Source organism: Methylomonas sp. PHL2-19 (genome assembly GCF_059331595.1).
The window spans coordinates 756,928-772,054 of sequence record NZ_CP196839.1 but is presented as its reverse complement, the minus strand read 5'-3'; the positions used below and the strand labels follow the sequence as shown (position 1 = coordinate 772,054).

General features: G+C 52.2%; 13 protein-coding genes. 4 read left to right on the top strand and 9 right to left on the bottom strand.

What is annotated here, in order from left to right; translation table 11 throughout:
• The 3 genes from ACR02O_RS03630 (at window position 1) to ACR02O_RS03620 (ending at window position 3,276) form a co-directional block, all read left to right on the top strand.
• The gene (locus tag ACR02O_RS03630) at window positions 1-618 is read left to right on the top strand and encodes a class I SAM-dependent methyltransferase (protein WP_319961586.1); all 618 of its coding nucleotides are present in this window, start codon (window positions 1-3) and stop codon (window positions 616-618) included.
• A gap of 99 nt (window positions 619-717) precedes the next feature.
• Window positions 718-2,706, top strand: a complete 1,989-nt coding sequence (locus ACR02O_RS03625; RefSeq protein ID WP_458138847.1) for a TOL_0244 family TonB-dependent receptor — start codon at window positions 718-720, stop codon at window positions 2,704-2,706.
• Between the two features lie 27 nt (window positions 2,707-2,733).
• Complete coding sequence (locus ACR02O_RS03620) at window positions 2,734-3,276, top strand: YfiR family protein (protein WP_319961584.1); 543 nt, start codon at window positions 2,734-2,736, stop codon at window positions 3,274-3,276.
• Window positions 3,277-3,462: 186 nt separating this feature from the next.
• Here the strand turns inward: ACR02O_RS03620 and phoU are convergent, their stop codons facing one another.
• The 6 genes from phoU to ACR02O_RS03590 all read right to left on the bottom strand — a co-directional run bounded on the left by phoU (window position 3,463) and on the right by ACR02O_RS03590 (window position 10,826).
• On the bottom strand, window positions 3,463-4,182 hold the full coding sequence (gene phoU / locus ACR02O_RS03615; protein WP_033156873.1) for a phosphate signaling complex protein PhoU: 720 nt from the start codon (window positions 4,180-4,182) through the stop codon (window positions 3,463-3,465).
• A gap of 10 nt (window positions 4,183-4,192) precedes the next feature.
• Window positions 4,193-5,026, bottom strand: coding sequence for a phosphate ABC transporter ATP-binding protein PstB (pstB, locus tag ACR02O_RS03610; protein ID WP_033156874.1), 834 nt, complete (start codon window positions 5,024-5,026; stop codon window positions 4,193-4,195).
• 36 nt (window positions 5,027-5,062) lie between these two features.
• Window positions 5,063-6,718: a phosphate ABC transporter permease PstA gene (gene pstA, locus ACR02O_RS03605; protein ID WP_458138846.1), complete on the bottom strand. Its 1,656-nt coding sequence runs from the start codon at window positions 6,716-6,718 to the stop codon at window positions 5,063-5,065.
• Window positions 6,715-8,994, bottom strand: a complete 2,280-nt coding sequence (locus ACR02O_RS03600) for an ABC transporter permease subunit (protein WP_319961580.1) — start codon at window positions 8,992-8,994, stop codon at window positions 6,715-6,717. Before ACR02O_RS03600 ends, pstA begins: the two co-directional genes overlap by 4 nt.
• 216 nt (window positions 8,995-9,210) lie before the next feature.
• On the bottom strand, window positions 9,211-10,200 hold the full coding sequence (locus ACR02O_RS03595; RefSeq protein WP_458138845.1) for a PstS family phosphate ABC transporter substrate-binding protein: 990 nt from the start codon (window positions 10,198-10,200) through the stop codon (window positions 9,211-9,213).
• A gap of 80 nt (window positions 10,201-10,280) precedes the next feature.
• Window positions 10,281-10,826, bottom strand: coding sequence for a dihydrofolate reductase (locus ACR02O_RS03590; protein WP_458138844.1), 546 nt, complete (start codon window positions 10,824-10,826; stop codon window positions 10,281-10,283).
• 56 nt (window positions 10,827-10,882) lie between these two features.
• Between ACR02O_RS03590 and ACR02O_RS03585 the strand changes: the two genes are divergently transcribed.
• Entirely contained in the window at window positions 10,883-11,905 is a 1,023-nt protein-coding gene (locus ACR02O_RS03585; RefSeq protein ID WP_458138843.1) for an asparaginase, read from the top strand.
• Between the two features lie 85 nt (window positions 11,906-11,990).
• Here ACR02O_RS03585 and ACR02O_RS03580 read toward each other — a convergent pair whose 3' ends face one another.
• The 3 genes from ACR02O_RS03580 to argS all read right to left on the bottom strand — a co-directional run bounded on the left by ACR02O_RS03580 (window position 11,991) and on the right by argS (window position 15,098).
• Complete coding sequence (locus ACR02O_RS03580) at window positions 11,991-12,551, bottom strand: FlgO family outer membrane protein (protein ID WP_033156879.1); 561 nt, start codon at window positions 12,549-12,551, stop codon at window positions 11,991-11,993.
• Window positions 12,552-12,696: 145 nt separating this feature from the next.
• Window positions 12,697-13,341 carry an SPOR domain-containing protein gene (locus ACR02O_RS03575; protein WP_458138842.1) on the bottom strand — a complete coding sequence of 215 codons (645 nt, stop codon included), beginning with the start codon at window positions 13,339-13,341 and terminating at the stop codon, window positions 12,697-12,699.
• Window positions 13,341-15,098: an arginine--tRNA ligase gene (gene argS, locus ACR02O_RS03570; RefSeq protein WP_458138841.1), complete on the bottom strand. Its 1,758-nt coding sequence runs from the start codon at window positions 15,096-15,098 to the stop codon at window positions 13,341-13,343. The genes ACR02O_RS03575 and argS overlap by 1 nt, the downstream gene beginning before the upstream one ends.
• Window positions 15,099-15,127: the final 29 nt, after the last annotated feature.

Here is a 15,127-nt window from a genome sequence, read left to right as displayed (position 1 = left end):
ATGTCGGCGGACAGCACTCAAGTCAGGCAGCGCTACGATAGGCTTGCACCTTATTTCGATGGTCTGGAAGGCTTTCTGGAAGGCTTGCTGTTCCGCCGTTTACGTAAAAAACTCTGGTCGCAGGCTAGCGGCGCCCACATTTTGGAAGTTGGGGTAGGAACGGGGAAAAACTTCCCGTTCTATCCTGATGACGCCCGAATTACCGCTATCGATTTCAGCCCGAACATGCTGGAAATGGCCCGCCGCAAACAACAGCGTAAACAGATTGCGGTCGATCTGGCTTTGATGGACGTGCAAGCGCTGGATTATGCCGATAACAGTTTCGACACGGTCATCGCCAGTTTTGTGTTTTGTTCGGTACCGAAACCCAGAAAAGGCCTGAAAGAGCTCTATCGCGTTTGCAAACCCGGCGGTCAAGTGCTGCTGTTGGAACACGTTTTAAGCTCCAACAAAGCTTTGGCGATGATGATGAATTTATTCAACCCGCTGATTTTGAATACTTTTGGCGCCAATATTAACCGACAGACGTTAAAAAGCGTACAAGCTTGCCCGTTCCAAAAAATATTCGTCGATCCCGCCAGCAGCGACATGATCAAACTGATCCGCGCCATCAAATAAACCCTTCGTCGCAGCGCCGTTAATTGGGGTTGTTTTTACTATTCAATCGCCGGCGTCTACAATGCGCGCGTGCTTAATCGGGCGTAAAAGACGGAAGTTATGGCAAACAAGTTAAAATTGACGGGCAACACTCAGCGCTTGACGCTTTTCTGTATTGCCCTGCAAGCAGCTGCCCCAGCCGGGGCGGACGACACCCTATCCCATTTAAAGGCCTTATCTCTCCAAGAGCTGAGTGCGACCACCGTTTCCATCGCCTCGAAAAATCAACAACCTATCAGCGAAACCCCATCGGCGGTATTCGTCATCAGCCACGAAGAAATCAGGCGCTCCGGGATGCAGTCCATTCCGGAACTGCTTCGCAAAGTGCCCGGCCTGGAAGTCGCGCGGGTGGATGGCAATCAGTGGGCGATCAGTAGCCGTGGCTTTAACGGGATAAATGCCAACAAGCTGTTGGTGATGATGGACGGCCGCACCGTTTACGACCCACTGAACTCCGGCGTTTACTGGAACGAGCAAGACTACCCGCTGGAAGACATCGATCGGATCGAGGTGATTCGCGGCCCCGGTGCAACGTTGTGGGGCTCCAACGCCGTCAATGGCGTCATCAACATCGTTACTCGTTCCGCGCAGGAATCACAAGGCGTATTGCTGTCAGGCGGCACCAGCAAGGAAGAGCCCGGATTCGGCACCTTTCGTTATGGCGGCCGACTCAGTCCGGATTTTAATTATCGCGTCTACGGCAAATACAATCATCGCGAGGATTTTCATTTCGGTAACGGCGAAAAAGCCAACGACAGCCTGGACATGGGCCGCGCCGGTTTTCGCAACGACTGGACCCCGGACGCCCGCAAAAACCTGATCGTGCAGGGCGATTATTTCAATGGCGGCATGCAGCAATCGCTGAATAGTCTCGACCCGGCATCGCCCATTAGCCCCGACAGCACCAAAAAATATGGCGGTAACCTGCTGTTACGTTGGCAACAAACCCTGGAAAACGATAGCCGCCTACAAATCCGCAGTTATTTCGATCATGCCGTCCGCAACCAAAGCCGACTGGATTATCGGCGCAGCACCTTCGACCTGGATCTGCAGCATGATTTCCGTTGGCAGGCTCATCACGTAACGTGGGGGGCCGGTTATCGCTTCAATAGCGATCAACTTCAGCAAAAACAGGCGTTGTTACACTTCGATCCATCCGAGCGCGATGTGCACTTGTTCAACGTCTTTGCTCAGGACGAATGGCGGTTTCTGGCAGACGAACTGCGTTTGATATACGGCAGTAAAGTCGAGCATAACGATTTTACCGGTTTTGAGATCCAGCCTTCCGCCCGACTATTGTGGGTACCCAATCAGCAACACAGCCTGTGGGGCGCGGTGTCCAGAGCAGTTCGCGTACCGGCCAGGGCCGACCACGACGTCAATGTCTTATTCAACGTAGGCCCCGGAACCACAGCCAACGTCTTGGGCGACGATAATTTTGACTCGGAGAGCGCAGTCACTTACGAATTGGGCTACCGCTTTTTTCCGAACGACATCTTTAACCTGGATACAACGCTGTTTTATAGCGATTACGGCCGACTAAGCACCACCGAACCGCAAACACCGCTGGTAAACGGCGATAACATCACTATCCCGTTTCTGATTGCCAACAAGGCAAACGGTGAAGCCTACGGCTGGGAAACCGCATTGAATTGGCGGATGTCCGAACGCTGGCGCGTGCAAGGTAGTTACAGTCTGTTTGCAATTGCCTTGCACCAGCGCGACGGCAGCCTGGATAGCGCAGCAACAGTTGCTGAAGGCAATAGCGCCCGCAACCGTTTCAACCTCAGTTCCTACTTCAATCTGCCGTATCAATTGGAATTTGATGCGCATTGGTATTACACCGACCACCTAATCAATCAGGTGCCGGCCTATCATCGGCTGGATCTGCGCTTGGGCTGGCAGCCGAATCTGCATTTTGAATTGGCTGTCGGCGCGCAGAATTTGCTGGACAACCGGCACCTGGAATTCAGCCCCAATATAGATAACGCGGTGATCAGTAGCGAAGTTGAACGCAATTATTACCTTAAAGCCACGGTACGCTACTAGATGCGGCGTCCAAGCCTACGCAAAGTTGTGACACGCACCGGCGCGGTTGCGCGGCGGTGCCTGTTAATGCTGTTGTTGGCCTGTTTACCGCCGCTGCAATCATCGGGCACAGCGGGTGAACCGCGCTTTAACGAGACGGAACTTAAAGCGGCGTACTTATATAACTTTGCCTATTTCGTTACTTGGCCGACCACCCACAAGGAATTTTTGTTTTGCAGTTACGCCAATTCGCCGGTCACCGGCGTACTGGCCAAGCTGATCGAAGGTGAGCGGGTAAACGATCTACCGATGCAGATGGTTATCGACCCAATACCCGAACAATTGCACGAATGCCAGGTGATTTATATTCCGGCACAACAGGAAAGAATTCTCGCGGCGACCCTGGAGTTTGTCAGGCCCTTTCCGGTGTTGACGGTCAGCGATATTACCGATTTCGAACACCGGGGCGGCATGATCCGACTGGCTAACGACGGCCTCCGTGTTCAACCGGTCATACAACTGAAAAATGTAACGCGAATAGGTTTGACGATTAGTTCCAAGCTATTGCGCAGTTCGCGGCTAATTGAGTAGCTGCCGGCAGCAATTTCCGGGCAATTTTGAACATGGCTTGATGAGTTACTGAACTCGCCACTGCACAAGGATCTGCATCGGCGCCGTCGAATGATTTTGAAACTGGTGAGCAGCACCCCCAAGTATCTAAATCAGTAAAGCAGGGTAAAGGATTAACCGTTACCCTGAATCAAATTGACCTTATCGCTAGCGAGCCGAATTAACAGTACGCTCCAATTCTTCGCGGCTAAGATGACGCACATCCTTGCCTTTCACCATGTATATCACCTGCTCGCAGACATTGCAGGAGTGGTCGCCAATCCGTTCCAGCGCGCGCGCAGCCCATAACATATCCAGAGCTCGGGTGATGTTACGCGGGTTTTCCATCATCTGCGTGATCAACTGCCGGGTGATGCTGGTGTATTCGCGATCAACCTTGGCGTCCTGCTCGGTGATGGCAATCACTTCCTCGACATCGTTGCGGGCATAAGCATCCAAAGCACCGTTCAGCATGTCCTTGACCAGATTCAGCAGATGTTCGATTTCGTAGTACTTGTCTTGATAATAATCGGCACCTTCCAGACGCATGGTCATTTTGGCGATACGCGCGGCTTCGTCGCCAATCCGCTCCAGGTCGGTGATGATTTTGATGGTGGCGATCAACATGCGTAAATCAAAAGCCGCCGGCTGACGTTTGGCCATGATTTCGGTGCATTCGTGGTCGATGTCTTTTTCCATCTCGTTGACATACTGATCCTGCAGCACCACTTTTTCGGCATTTTCCATGTCGTTACCCATGAAAGCCTTGGTCGCCAGATCGACTTGCTGTTCCACCAGACCGCCCATGGTCAGCACCTTGTTGCGAATATCTTCCATCTCCTCGTTGAATTGGCGGGAAATGTGCGATTTGATTTTGCTGTTATCCATTGTTTACCTCCTAGCCGTACCTGCCGGTAATGTAATCTTCAGTTTGTTTTTTTGCCGGATTGGTAAACAACTCGCTGGTTTCACCAAATTCGATTAATTCGCCCATGTACATAAAAGCGGTGAAATCGGATACCCGCGCCGCCTGTTGCATATTGTGGGTAACGATCACTATCGTATATTTTTCTTTCAATTCGTTAATCAATTCTTCAATTTTTAGCGTCGAGATCGGGTCCAGCGCCGAGGCAGGTTCGTCCAGCAGAATCACTTCCGGCTCGATAGCAATGGCGCGGGCGATGACCAGCCGCTGTTGCTGCCCCCCCGACATGCCCAAGGCATTATCGTTCAAGCGGTCTTTCATCTCGTCCCATAACGCGGCGCCGCGCAGGGATTTTTCCACCACTTCGTCGAGTATGCGCCGGTCATTAATACCCTGAATCCGCAGCCCGTACGCCACGTTTTCGTAAATGGTCTTCGGAAACGGATTGGGTTTTTGAAACACCATGCCCACGCGCCGGCGCAAAGCCGCGACGTTTACCGATTTATCGTAAATATCCTCGCCATCCAGCAGAATCTTGCCTTTGATGCTGACGCCGTCGACCAGATCATTCATCCGGTTGATGCAGCGTAATAAGGTGGATTTACCGCAGCCGCTGGGACCGATATAGGCCGTCACTTTCTTACGCGGCATTTCCATGTTCACGCCATGCAAGGCCTGCTTCTGGCCGTAAAACAAATCCAGATTTTCAACTTTGATGCAGGTTTCCAATTGCTCAACGCTCTTTCTGTCTTCCCTTTTCAACGCGCTAATGTCAATGGCGTGGGTATTCTTTTGGGCTGTTGTCATGATATAGGGTCCAGTCTTCCGGATGGATATGCGAATTTAATTTTCCAGGGCGCGGTATTTTTCCCGCAAATTGTTACGTATCGAGATAGCGAACATATTCAGACCGATAATAACCATCACCAGTAACAGCGACGTCGCGTAAACCAAAGGTCTGGCCGCTTCGACATTCGGGCTCTGGAAGCCGACGTCGTAAATATGAAATCCCAAATGCATAAACTTTCTGTCCAGATGCAGATAAGGAAAGTTGCCGTCCAAAGGCAAGGTCGGCGCCAATTTCACCACACCAACCAGCATCAAGGGCGCCACTTCACCGGCGGCGCGCGCCACCGCTAGAATCAAGCCGGTCATGATCGCCGGGCTAGCCATCGGCAATACCGTGCGCCACAGCGTTTCGGCTTTGGTTGCCCCCAGCGCCAAACTGCCTTCACGTATCGATTTGGGTATCCGCGACAAACCTTCCTCGGTAGCGACGATCACCACCGGCAAGGTCATCAAAGCCAGCGTCAGCGAAGCCCATAATAAGCCCGGCGTACCGAACACCGGTGCCGGGGCCGCTTCCGGGAAAAACAGGCGGTCGATGTTGCCGCCGATGATATACACGAAAAAACCCAAGCCAAACACGCCGTAAACGATGGACGGCACGCCGGCCAAGTTATTGACGGCAATGCGGATCACTCGGGTGATAAAGCCTTGCTTGGCATATTCGCGCAGATAAACCGCGGCGATCACGCCGAACGGCGTGACGACGACCGCCATCAGCATTACCATCAACACGGTACCGAAAATAGCCGGAAAGATACCGCCCTCGGTGTTGGCTTCACGCGGCTCATCGCTAACAAACGTGGCGAAATTACCGACATATTCGATACATTTGTCCAGCACGCTCATCGTGTTGGGGCGGGTCATTTTCACCACCCGATTCAAGGGCAGGCTAATTTCTTTTTGTCCGGCTTCCGCCACCACCAAGCTGTAGCGTTTGCTTTCCTTGCTCAACTTGCCGATTTGTTGCTGGATGGCTTGGTATTGTTTTTCGTATGTCTGCTTTTGCGCGGCAAATTCCTGCTTGGCCGCATCGTTCCAGGCATTTTTCAGTTCCAGCGCGCGCTGCTTCAAGCGCAAGCGCTCCAATTCATAGTTGATCGCCCCGACTTCGTGGTCTTGTAAACTATCGATGTCGTCGTGCTGCTCCAACACTGTCGCCAGTTTTTGTTGCGCCACCTGCCAGGCCTGCTCGCCTTGCGCAATCACCGCGCCGTCTTCCTTAACCGCCAACAAGCGGCCGTAGAAATTGCCCCACTCACGGCGTTCGACCATGATCAAATCATCCGGCGTGGATTGGCTGTGAATATATTGCTGCTGAATCCAGCGAAAATCGCTACCGAGAATATCGCGGTTACCGGTTTTTACCAGATGCTGCACCAGGTATTCGCCGTTATCCAGCAACTCATGGCCGGCAGCCCTGGCTTGCGCGGCCGGTAATAGGGAGGTGGCCACGGCTTCACCGATAATGGAACTCTCCGGGCCATCGCGATCTTGATAGCGATATTCGATAATGTCGGCCGGCCAAAAATGCCCCAAGCCCCGCACCGCAATCAGCAGCAGCAAGCCCACCACCAATATCAGATTCAAACTGACCGCGCCGGCGGTCATCCATATCCAGGGCGAACCGCTCTTAAACCATGCTTTAATCATAATGAGCTGTATTTTTGTCTTAGATTCTGCCGAATGACTTCAGCTAGCGTGTTGACTACAAACGTGAACATAAACAGCACCAAAGCCGCCAGGAACAGCACGCGATAGTGGGTGCTGTTGACTTCCGATTCCGGCATTTCCACCGCGATGTTAGCCGACAGTGTGCGCAGACCCTGGAAAATACTCAAATCCATAACAGCGGTATTACCGGTGGCCATCAACACGATCATCGTCTCCCCAACCGCGCGGCCGAAACCGATCATGATCGCCGAAAAAATACCGGGGCTGGCTGTCAGCAATACCACCTTGGTCATGGTTTGCCAGGGCGTAGCCCCCAGCGCCAACGAGCCGGTGGTCAAATGCTTGGGCACACTGAAAATCGCGTCTTCGGCGATGGAGAAAATCATCGGAATGACCGCAAAACCCATAGCCAAACCAACGACCAAGGTGTTGCGCTGGTCGTAACCAATACCAAATTCCTCGCGCATCCAGGTGCGCAGATCGCCTTTAAAACATAAGGCTTCGATAGTCGGACTTAACTGAAAAGCCAGCCAGGCGCCGAATATCACCACCGGAATCAACACCACCGCATCCCAACCGTCGGGGATTTTGTGGCGGGTTTGTTCCGGTACGAATTGCCAGAAATAGGCAAAAATCATCACGGACAGCGGCACAACCATCAATAAGGCAAAAATCCCGGTGAGATTAGCTTCCACGAAAGGTGCCAGCCACAAGCCGGCTAAAAAGCCCAAAATCACGGTCGGCAAGGCGCCCATGATTTCCACGCCCGGTTTCACGTACTGGCGCACGCTGGGCGCCATAAAGTAACCGGTATAAATCGCCCCAAACAGCGCCAGCGGCACACCCATCAGCATCGCGTAAAACGAGGCTTTTAAGGTGCCGAACACCAGCGGCGTCAAGCTCATTTTCGGTTCGAAATCGTTACTGGCCGCCGAGGATTGCCAGATGTAATCGGGTTTTGGATAACTTTCGTACCAGACTTTGTTCCATAACGAGCTCCACGATACTTCCGGATGTTCGTTTTCGATAGTCCAATGATTGATTTTGCCGTCTTCGGTTTGCAGTAACATGGCATTGGCGCGCGGCGATAAGGTGACGGAAACAGGTTTTCCGCCAGCGATTTTTTCCTTGATCAATTCCCGCTCGGCGGTGGAACTGTAAATGCCGATCTCGCCGTTGGCGTCAGCCGCCAACATACCTTTGCGGCGCTGTTCCGGATTGATGGTAATAATCGGCGCGTCGGATACTTTAAACGCCCGCAGCTTTTCGATGCTGAAATGGTTTTGCTGGTCGCGGACCATTGACCATTGGGCCATCACGCCGCTGGTGTCGCCGATCAGTAGAGAAATATCGCCGTTCAAAAACTCCATGCTGCTGATTTGCACGCCTTGGTTTAGCACATTAAGTTTATGTTTGATCTCGGGTTTGCTCTTGTCGAGAATATCGACGACAGTCAAATCCCCGGCACGGCTGGCCAGGTAAAGGTTACGCAACTCTTTATCCAACAGGATGAAATCCACGTCATCCGCGGCCATCTCGACCACGGAGTCGGTGGCTTCCCAAGTGCCTTCATCGTCGAACAGCGATTCTTTCTTACTGAGACTGCTCAGCACCATGCGGTTATCAGCGGTTTTAGCCAGCAAAGTGCTGTTTTTATCGCCCAACTTCACCGCCAACTTGGTTAGCGCCTGGCCTTGCTTATCCACCACCAGCGGTTCGGCCCCTAAGGGATATTGAATAGCAGGGGTAATGACCCGCTTGCCTCCGGGATAAGACAATTTGTAATCATGCTTGACGACCACGGCACGGCCATCGGATAAACCAAAGGCGATTACCCCTTTATCGACACCGCCATGCGCGTAACTGGTGATTTGTACTTGCTCGGGGATAGGTAGGGCATCCACGCGAATCAGTTGACCCGTGGCAACGCTAAAAAATATCGCTTTGCCGGTGTCGGTAAACCGCACCGCCACTTCGTTCTGTTCTTCCATCGACAGGAAAACGGTATTGCCCAGCACCTGCTCGGGCACGTCGTAACGGCCGACCACTTCCGCGTGGGAGGGCATCAGTATCGGGAAAACCACATACAGCAAATAGAAAAAGATTAACACCACCGCCAGGATAATACTCAACCCGCCGGCTACGACGCCACGAGCCACCATTTTGTCCTTTACTAGCCGCCAACGCTGATAGCGCTCACTGGTCGCCGTCTGAAACAGCGTGGCTTTCGCTTGAGTGGAATGGACTTCAGTCATAACTAGGTATCGTGAGTTAACAAAAAGCGGCGCCGAACAATCGCAACGCCTTCAGAGACAAAAAAGCCGATAAAACTACAGAATTATCGGCTTGATAGTATACAAGATCATCCACCATTACTTGGCGAGAGGGGCAATGACATTGTTGGTATTAGCCAATCCCTTGCTGCATCCATGCAGAATTGTCCCTTTATCAGGCATCCTTGGCTGATGTAATTACTGAATCAGAGTCAGAGCTTTTTCGACTGCCTTGGCTGGCAGCGGAATGTAGCCGTCTTTGATCACAACTTGTTGGCCGGTTTTGGACAACACCATTTTGATGAACTCTTTTTCCATGGGGGCCAGCGGCTCGTTAGGTTTTTTGTTCACGTAAACATACAAGAAACGCGATAAGGGATAAGCACCAGAAGTGGCATTTTCCGGGCTAGCCTCAACAAATGGCTGGCCGTCTTTCAAGGCAAGAGGCACGGCTTTTACGCCCGAGGTGGAATAACCGATACCGGAATAACCGATGCCGTTTGCCGACGTCGTAACCGATTGCACGACCGACGCGGAACCGGGCTGTTCGTTGACGTTACTTTTGAAATCACCTTTGCACAAGGCTTCATCTTTGAAGAAACCGTATGTTCCGGACACTGAGTTACGGCCATACAGCTGAATAGGTTTGTTTGCCCATCCGCCCGTCAGGCCGGCTTGACCCCAGGTGGTGATGTCAGTGGCATAACCGCATTTACGGGTTGAAGACAAAATCGCATCCACTTGCGGAAGGCTCAAGCCTTTAACCGGATTGTCCTTGTTGACGAAAACCGCCAGCGCATCGATAGCAACCGGAATCGCAGTGGGTTTGTATCCGTATTTGCTTTCGAAATCGTCGATTTCGTTGTCTTTCATTTTCCGACTCATCGGACCCAGGTTAGCGGTACCTTCGGTCAAAGCCGGCGGCGCGGTTGAAGAACCGGCTGCTTGAATCTGAATGTTGACGTTGGGATAAATCTTGCCGAATTCTTCGGCCCACAAGGTCATCAAGTTAGCTAAAGTATCCGAGCCAACGCTGGAGATATTGCCGGACACGCCGCTGGCTGCCGCGTATTCGGGCAAAGCGGGGTCCAAAGTCGCCGGAGCCGCCACAGCTTCGCCGCCGACTAAAGCGGCCGATGCAAAACCAAATCCTAAAACCAGCGATTTCAGCTTGAATGTATTTTTCATATATTTTCTCGAAATGTTTAAAACTTAAGATTCATATTGCCAACCTAGCGTGACAATAGTATGAAGCAAATGTGACAGTTTTATGACAACGCACCTAATCCTGAGCGGCCGCGCAAATCCAGCACGCCACTAAAGCCAGGCCGGACGTTTTCCAACTTTAAAAAACTGTAACTGAAATCAACGGCTTGATCATTTTCAACGTCCTCTCTGGCAAGCTCCCGCCATTGCCTGGCATCAATCTCCGGAAAAAAGGTGTCACCCTCGAAGGTTTTATGGATTTCGGTCAGATACAAATAATCGGCATACGCCAGCATGGCTTCATATAAGGTGGCGCCGCCAATCACGAATAGCTCCGGGCTATCGGCATAGCATTGCAACACGCTATCGATGTCGCCAAACACCCGGCAACCGGGCTGTTGATAACTCGGGTCGCGGCTGATAATGATATTCTCCCGTCCCGGTAAGGGCCGACCGATGGCCTCAAACGTTTTACGCCCCATCAATATCGGCGCGCCCATGGTGATTTGTTTGAAGCGTTTCAAGTCGGCCGAGAGATGCCAGGGCATTTGGCCGTTCAGGCCAATGGCGCGATTACCGGCCATCGCCACGATCAGTGATATTTTCATGCGGAGTGTTTAAGATGGGCTTTGTGAGCAAAACATCATACTAGAAACCATCGTTTATGAAGAAAAACATCCTGCTGATATTTACCGGCGGCACCATCGGTTCGCAGCTCAGCGGCGACACCATCAATACCGACGGCAGCGCCGGTTTTAAGTTATTGCAACGTTTTGCGGAACACGACGCCAAGCCGGATTCGGTAAGCTTCAAAACCTTGCAACCCTTGCAGATTCTCAGCGAAAACCTGCATCCCAGCCACTGGCCCCAGATCATCGCTGCGATTGAAGCCGAGGACTTAAGCCAATTCGCCGGCATCATCGTCACCCACGGTACCGACAGCCTGGCCTTTAGTGCTGCCGCACTAAGCCTGTATTTCAATGGATTGTCGATTCCGCTGCTGCTGGTTTCCAGCGATTTGCCGCTGAAAAACCCGCAAGCCAACGGCGTGGCGAACTTTCTGTGTGCGGTGGAATTTATCCGCCAAATTGGTCTGGCCGGCGTGTTTGTGCCTTATCGCAATCCAGGCCAAGCGACGCTGATTCATCTCGGCAGTCGACTATCGTCCTGCCTGCCCTTAAGTAGCGATTTTATCAGCGTGCAGTCGCAGGCCTGGATGCGCTTCGAGAACGGATGCTTCTACTCTCTGCAAAATTTGGCGCCCGCCGCGCGCTCGCCGATTGCGCTTAAACCCGATTTTTCCAAACGAATATTGTTGATCAGACCTTACCCAGGCCTGGATTACGCTGCTTACAATCTCGATAAGATCGATGCAGTACTGCACGACCTCTACCACTCCGGGACGGCTTGCGCCTCTGCCGCAGCAGGAGAGCAATACAGCCTGGTGGAATTCGTCAAACGCTGCACCGGGCAAGGCATCAAAATTTATCTGGCACCGGCGCTATATTCGGAAAGCGCATACGCCTCGACTCGCGAGTTACTGGATGAGGGCGCGGAAATGATCTGGAATACGTCGTTGGAAGCGGCTTACGCTAAATTGTTATTGGCTTACGGCAATTTCGATACGCCGCAGGCAATTTCTGGGTATTTGGCACAGAACTTGGCCCACGAGCAACTGGGTAATTAGAGGGGGACTTTAGTGCGTCGAGCCTGATGGCTAAACTATAGCGAGGAGCGGATTGCCTAAAGGCAATCCGCTTAATAGTTGGGAGCTATGGCTTGGCTGGCGCGGGTGCTGGCGGCTTTTTAACCAAAACTTTGGCATCCGGCCCCATCGACACAGAATAGTCGGTGGAAGAAATCACGTTCTGACTGGCGATGTCCACAACCCTTAGCGACACATAGACATTGTTGTAGCCAGGAGCAAACGATCCTACGACGACCGCTTTAGCCCCGACGTTATTTAAAGCTTCCTTGGTTTTATCAGGCAGTTGCAGGATACCGGCTTCGTTTTTAGCAAAAATTTCGGTAGGCAGTTCCATACCCATCACCCGGTAACCGGAACGATGAAAGGCCGAGGAAATTTGATCGGAGACAATTCGGCCAAACGCCAGTGTTTGCTCCAGTTCTCCGAGATTAACCAGCGAATTGATAACCACCAGACTACCTCTGGGCAAAGGCTCGCGCAAATCGAGAAGGAGCTGATCGACAGCCTCGTAGCTTACCTCGACCAAATCGTCATCTTTGACTTCGCTAGCCCGAAAACCCCGGCTACAACCGCTCAGCATGATCAGCGCCAAAGCCATCAGCGCCATCGTCTTTTTGTTAACCATAAGACCTCTCCTCTCGTAATTGTTGAAGTTATCAGAGCTTAAAACAGCAAGCCAGTCAATCTAATTTACTACCGCAGTATACACAGCATTGCGCTGGAGAATTGCTTGAACAATGCCAGGCAAATCCCTGGATTTTTTTGAACGCTTATTGACCGCTTTCGGTAACAATCACACCGATGCCGTTTTTCTGTAGCAATTCCTTAATCGTGGAAACGCTGGCGGGATTATCGTAGGGACCGACCTTAACCCGATGCCAGATAACATTGCCGACCTTAGCTTTCTCAACCCGGGATTCTATGCCGAGCGATGCCAGCTTAGCCTTATGGCGCTCGGCTTCTGACGCTTCCCGGAAGGAACCGGCCTGCATAATGTATTTGGCCGCCTTGGTTTTGCCGACTAGCTGCTCGCGCACCCGTGTTTTGATTTCGTAGTCGGGCACCACGACTTCCGCCTGTGGCAGTATGGTATAAAAATCGTAACGCGGTTCTTCCGGCTCCGCTGGTTGCGGCGGCTCCGCCGGCTTTTCCGGCTCAACGGCCGCGGCTTGAGTTTGCGGTTTGACCGGTAATTCCTGCTTTAACTTTTCCACTACTTGCGGGATCTCCGCTTCCGACTTGCCTGCCACCAACTCCGGCACCATTTTGCGGATCATGTTCAAAAACACCCCAAAAGCTACAATCAGCGCGATGACCAGCAACCAGCGCCAAGGTGGGACCGAGGACTTTTTCGGCTTTCTGCGACTGTTGGTGTAACTGGGGCTTTGAACGCGGTGCTTATAGTCTCTGGCCATTACATCGCTTCGGGTGCATTGATTTTCAATAGGGATAGGGCATTGACCAATACCTGTTTCACGGCACAAATCAAATTGATGCGTGCGTTGCAGAGCTTATCGTCGTCCACCAGAAACTGGTGCGCGTTGTAATAACTGTGGAACTGATTGGCCAGTTCACGCAAGTAATGAATCAATTGATGAGGTTCGTAATTCACAGCAGCACGTTCCAAAGTTTCCGGGTACTTGGAAAGTGTAGTCAGTAACGCGGCTTCCTGCTCTTCGGTCAACAGATTCAGATGCTCCATACCTAACTGCGGATTGCGTTGCCGGCCTTTTTCGTCGAGCTGGCGCAACACGCTGCACACCCTGGCATGCGCATACTGCACATAATAAACCGGATTTTCGTTGCTTCTGGAAGTGGCCAATTTCAAGTCGAAATCCATATGTTGTTCGGATTTACGCATCACATAAAAAAAGCGGCACGCATCTCTACCCACTTCGCTGCGCAGTTGCCTTAGGGTGACAAATTCGCCGGAGCGGGTCGACATCTGTACTTTTTCGTCGCCGCGATACAAGATCGCAAATTGCACCAGCAATACTTTCAGTTTGGATTCGTCGGCGCCCAAGGCTTGCATCGCCGCTTTTACGCGCGGAATATAGCCATGGTGGTCGGCCCCCCAGATATTGACGATTTGATCGAAGCCCCGATCCAATTTGTGCATGTGGTAGGCAATATCGGAGGCAAAATAGGTGGTCTGGCCGTTGTCGCGCACCACGACTCTGTCTTTTTCGTCGCCCAGGCGACTGGAGGCAAACCAAGTAGCACCTTCCTGCTGATAAAGATAGCCGGCCGCATCCAGACGCTGCAAAGCCTGTTCAACAGAATGATCGTCCATCAGCGAACGCTCGGAAAACCACTGTTGATAACTCACGCCGAATTCAGCCAAGTCGTCTTTGATGTCGTCCAGAATTTCGTCCAGACCGGCTTGAAATACCTCTTTATAAGCGTCGCCGAGCAAGGCTTTGGCTCGGTCGATCAACGCATCGATGTGTTTTTCCTTATCGCCGCCTTGCGGTTCGTCGGCGGGCAAATCCGCCATCACTAGCGCGGCAGCTCTGCGGTAGGCGTCGCCGGCTTTCTTATGCAAATTCGCGGAAATATCTCGGACATACTCGCCGCGATAGCCATTGCTAGGGAAAGGCAGAACTTCGCCACAGGCTTCCAGATACCGCAACCAGACGCTGGTGGCGAGAATATCCATCTGCCGGCCGGCATCGTTCACATAGTATTCGCGTTCGACTTCAAAACCGGCTGCCGCCAGCAAATCCGCCACCGCAGAACCATAAGCTGCGCCGCGGCCGTGGCCGACATGTAAAGGCCCGGTGGGATTAGCGGAAACGAATTCGACTTGCACTCGCTTGCCAACGCCGATCTTGCTCAAACCGTATTCCGACCCGATATCCAGTATCTGTTTGACGACCTGAAATTGGCTATCGGGATTGATGAAGAAATTGATAAATCCGGGGCCGGCGATATCAACCTTGGTGATCAGCGCATCGCTCGGCAGTGCCGCGACGATTTTTTCGGCCAGCTGTCTAGGATTAAGTTTGGCCGGCTTGGCCAGCAACATCGCCAGGTTGGTGGCGAAATCGCCGTGTTGCGCATCGCGGGTGCGCTCCAAATTGATTTGCGCAATAAAATCGTTTTCGAGAATACCTTGAGTTTTAAGGGCTGTAACGGCTTGTTGTAACAGGGATTCCAGCTTTTGTTTCATCGCGTTGAAAAATGGGGATTTATCGGAAA

Excerpts from the sequence above, each read along its gene's own strand:
- ACR02O_RS03630 (WP_319961586.1), top strand. The coding sequence starts at position 1 with ATGTCGGCGGACAGCACTCAAGTCAGGCAGCGCTACGATAGGCTTGCA.
- ACR02O_RS03625 (WP_458138847.1), top strand. The coding sequence starts at position 718 with ATGGCAAACAAGTTAAAATTGACGGGCAACACTCAGCGCTTGACGCTT.
- phoU (WP_033156873.1), bottom strand. The coding sequence starts at position 4,182 with ATGGATAACAGCAAAATCAAATCGCACATTTCCCGCCAATTCAACGAG.
- pstB (WP_033156874.1), bottom strand. The coding sequence starts at position 5,026 with ATGACAACAGCCCAAAAGAATACCCACGCCATTGACATTAGCGCGTTG.
- pstA (WP_458138846.1), bottom strand. The coding sequence starts at position 6,718 with ATGATTAAAGCATGGTTTAAGAGCGGTTCGCCCTGGATATGGATGACC.
- ACR02O_RS03600 (WP_319961580.1), bottom strand. The coding sequence starts at position 8,994 with ATGACTGAAGTCCATTCCACTCAAGCGAAAGCCACGCTGTTTCAGACG.
- ACR02O_RS03595 (WP_458138845.1), bottom strand. The coding sequence starts at position 10,200 with ATGAAAAATACATTCAAGCTGAAATCGCTGGTTTTAGGATTTGGTTTT.
- ACR02O_RS03590 (WP_458138844.1), bottom strand. The coding sequence starts at position 10,826 with ATGAAAATATCACTGATCGTGGCGATGGCCGGTAATCGCGCCATTGGC.
- ACR02O_RS03585 (WP_458138843.1), top strand. The coding sequence starts at position 10,883 with ATGAAGAAAAACATCCTGCTGATATTTACCGGCGGCACCATCGGTTCG.
- ACR02O_RS03580 (WP_033156879.1), bottom strand. The coding sequence starts at position 12,551 with ATGGTTAACAAAAAGACGATGGCGCTGATGGCTTTGGCGCTGATCATG.
- ACR02O_RS03575 (WP_458138842.1), bottom strand. The coding sequence starts at position 13,341 with ATGGCCAGAGACTATAAGCACCGCGTTCAAAGCCCCAGTTACACCAAC.
- argS (WP_458138841.1), bottom strand. The coding sequence starts at position 15,098 with ATGAAACAAAAGCTGGAATCCCTGTTACAACAAGCCGTTACAGCCCTT.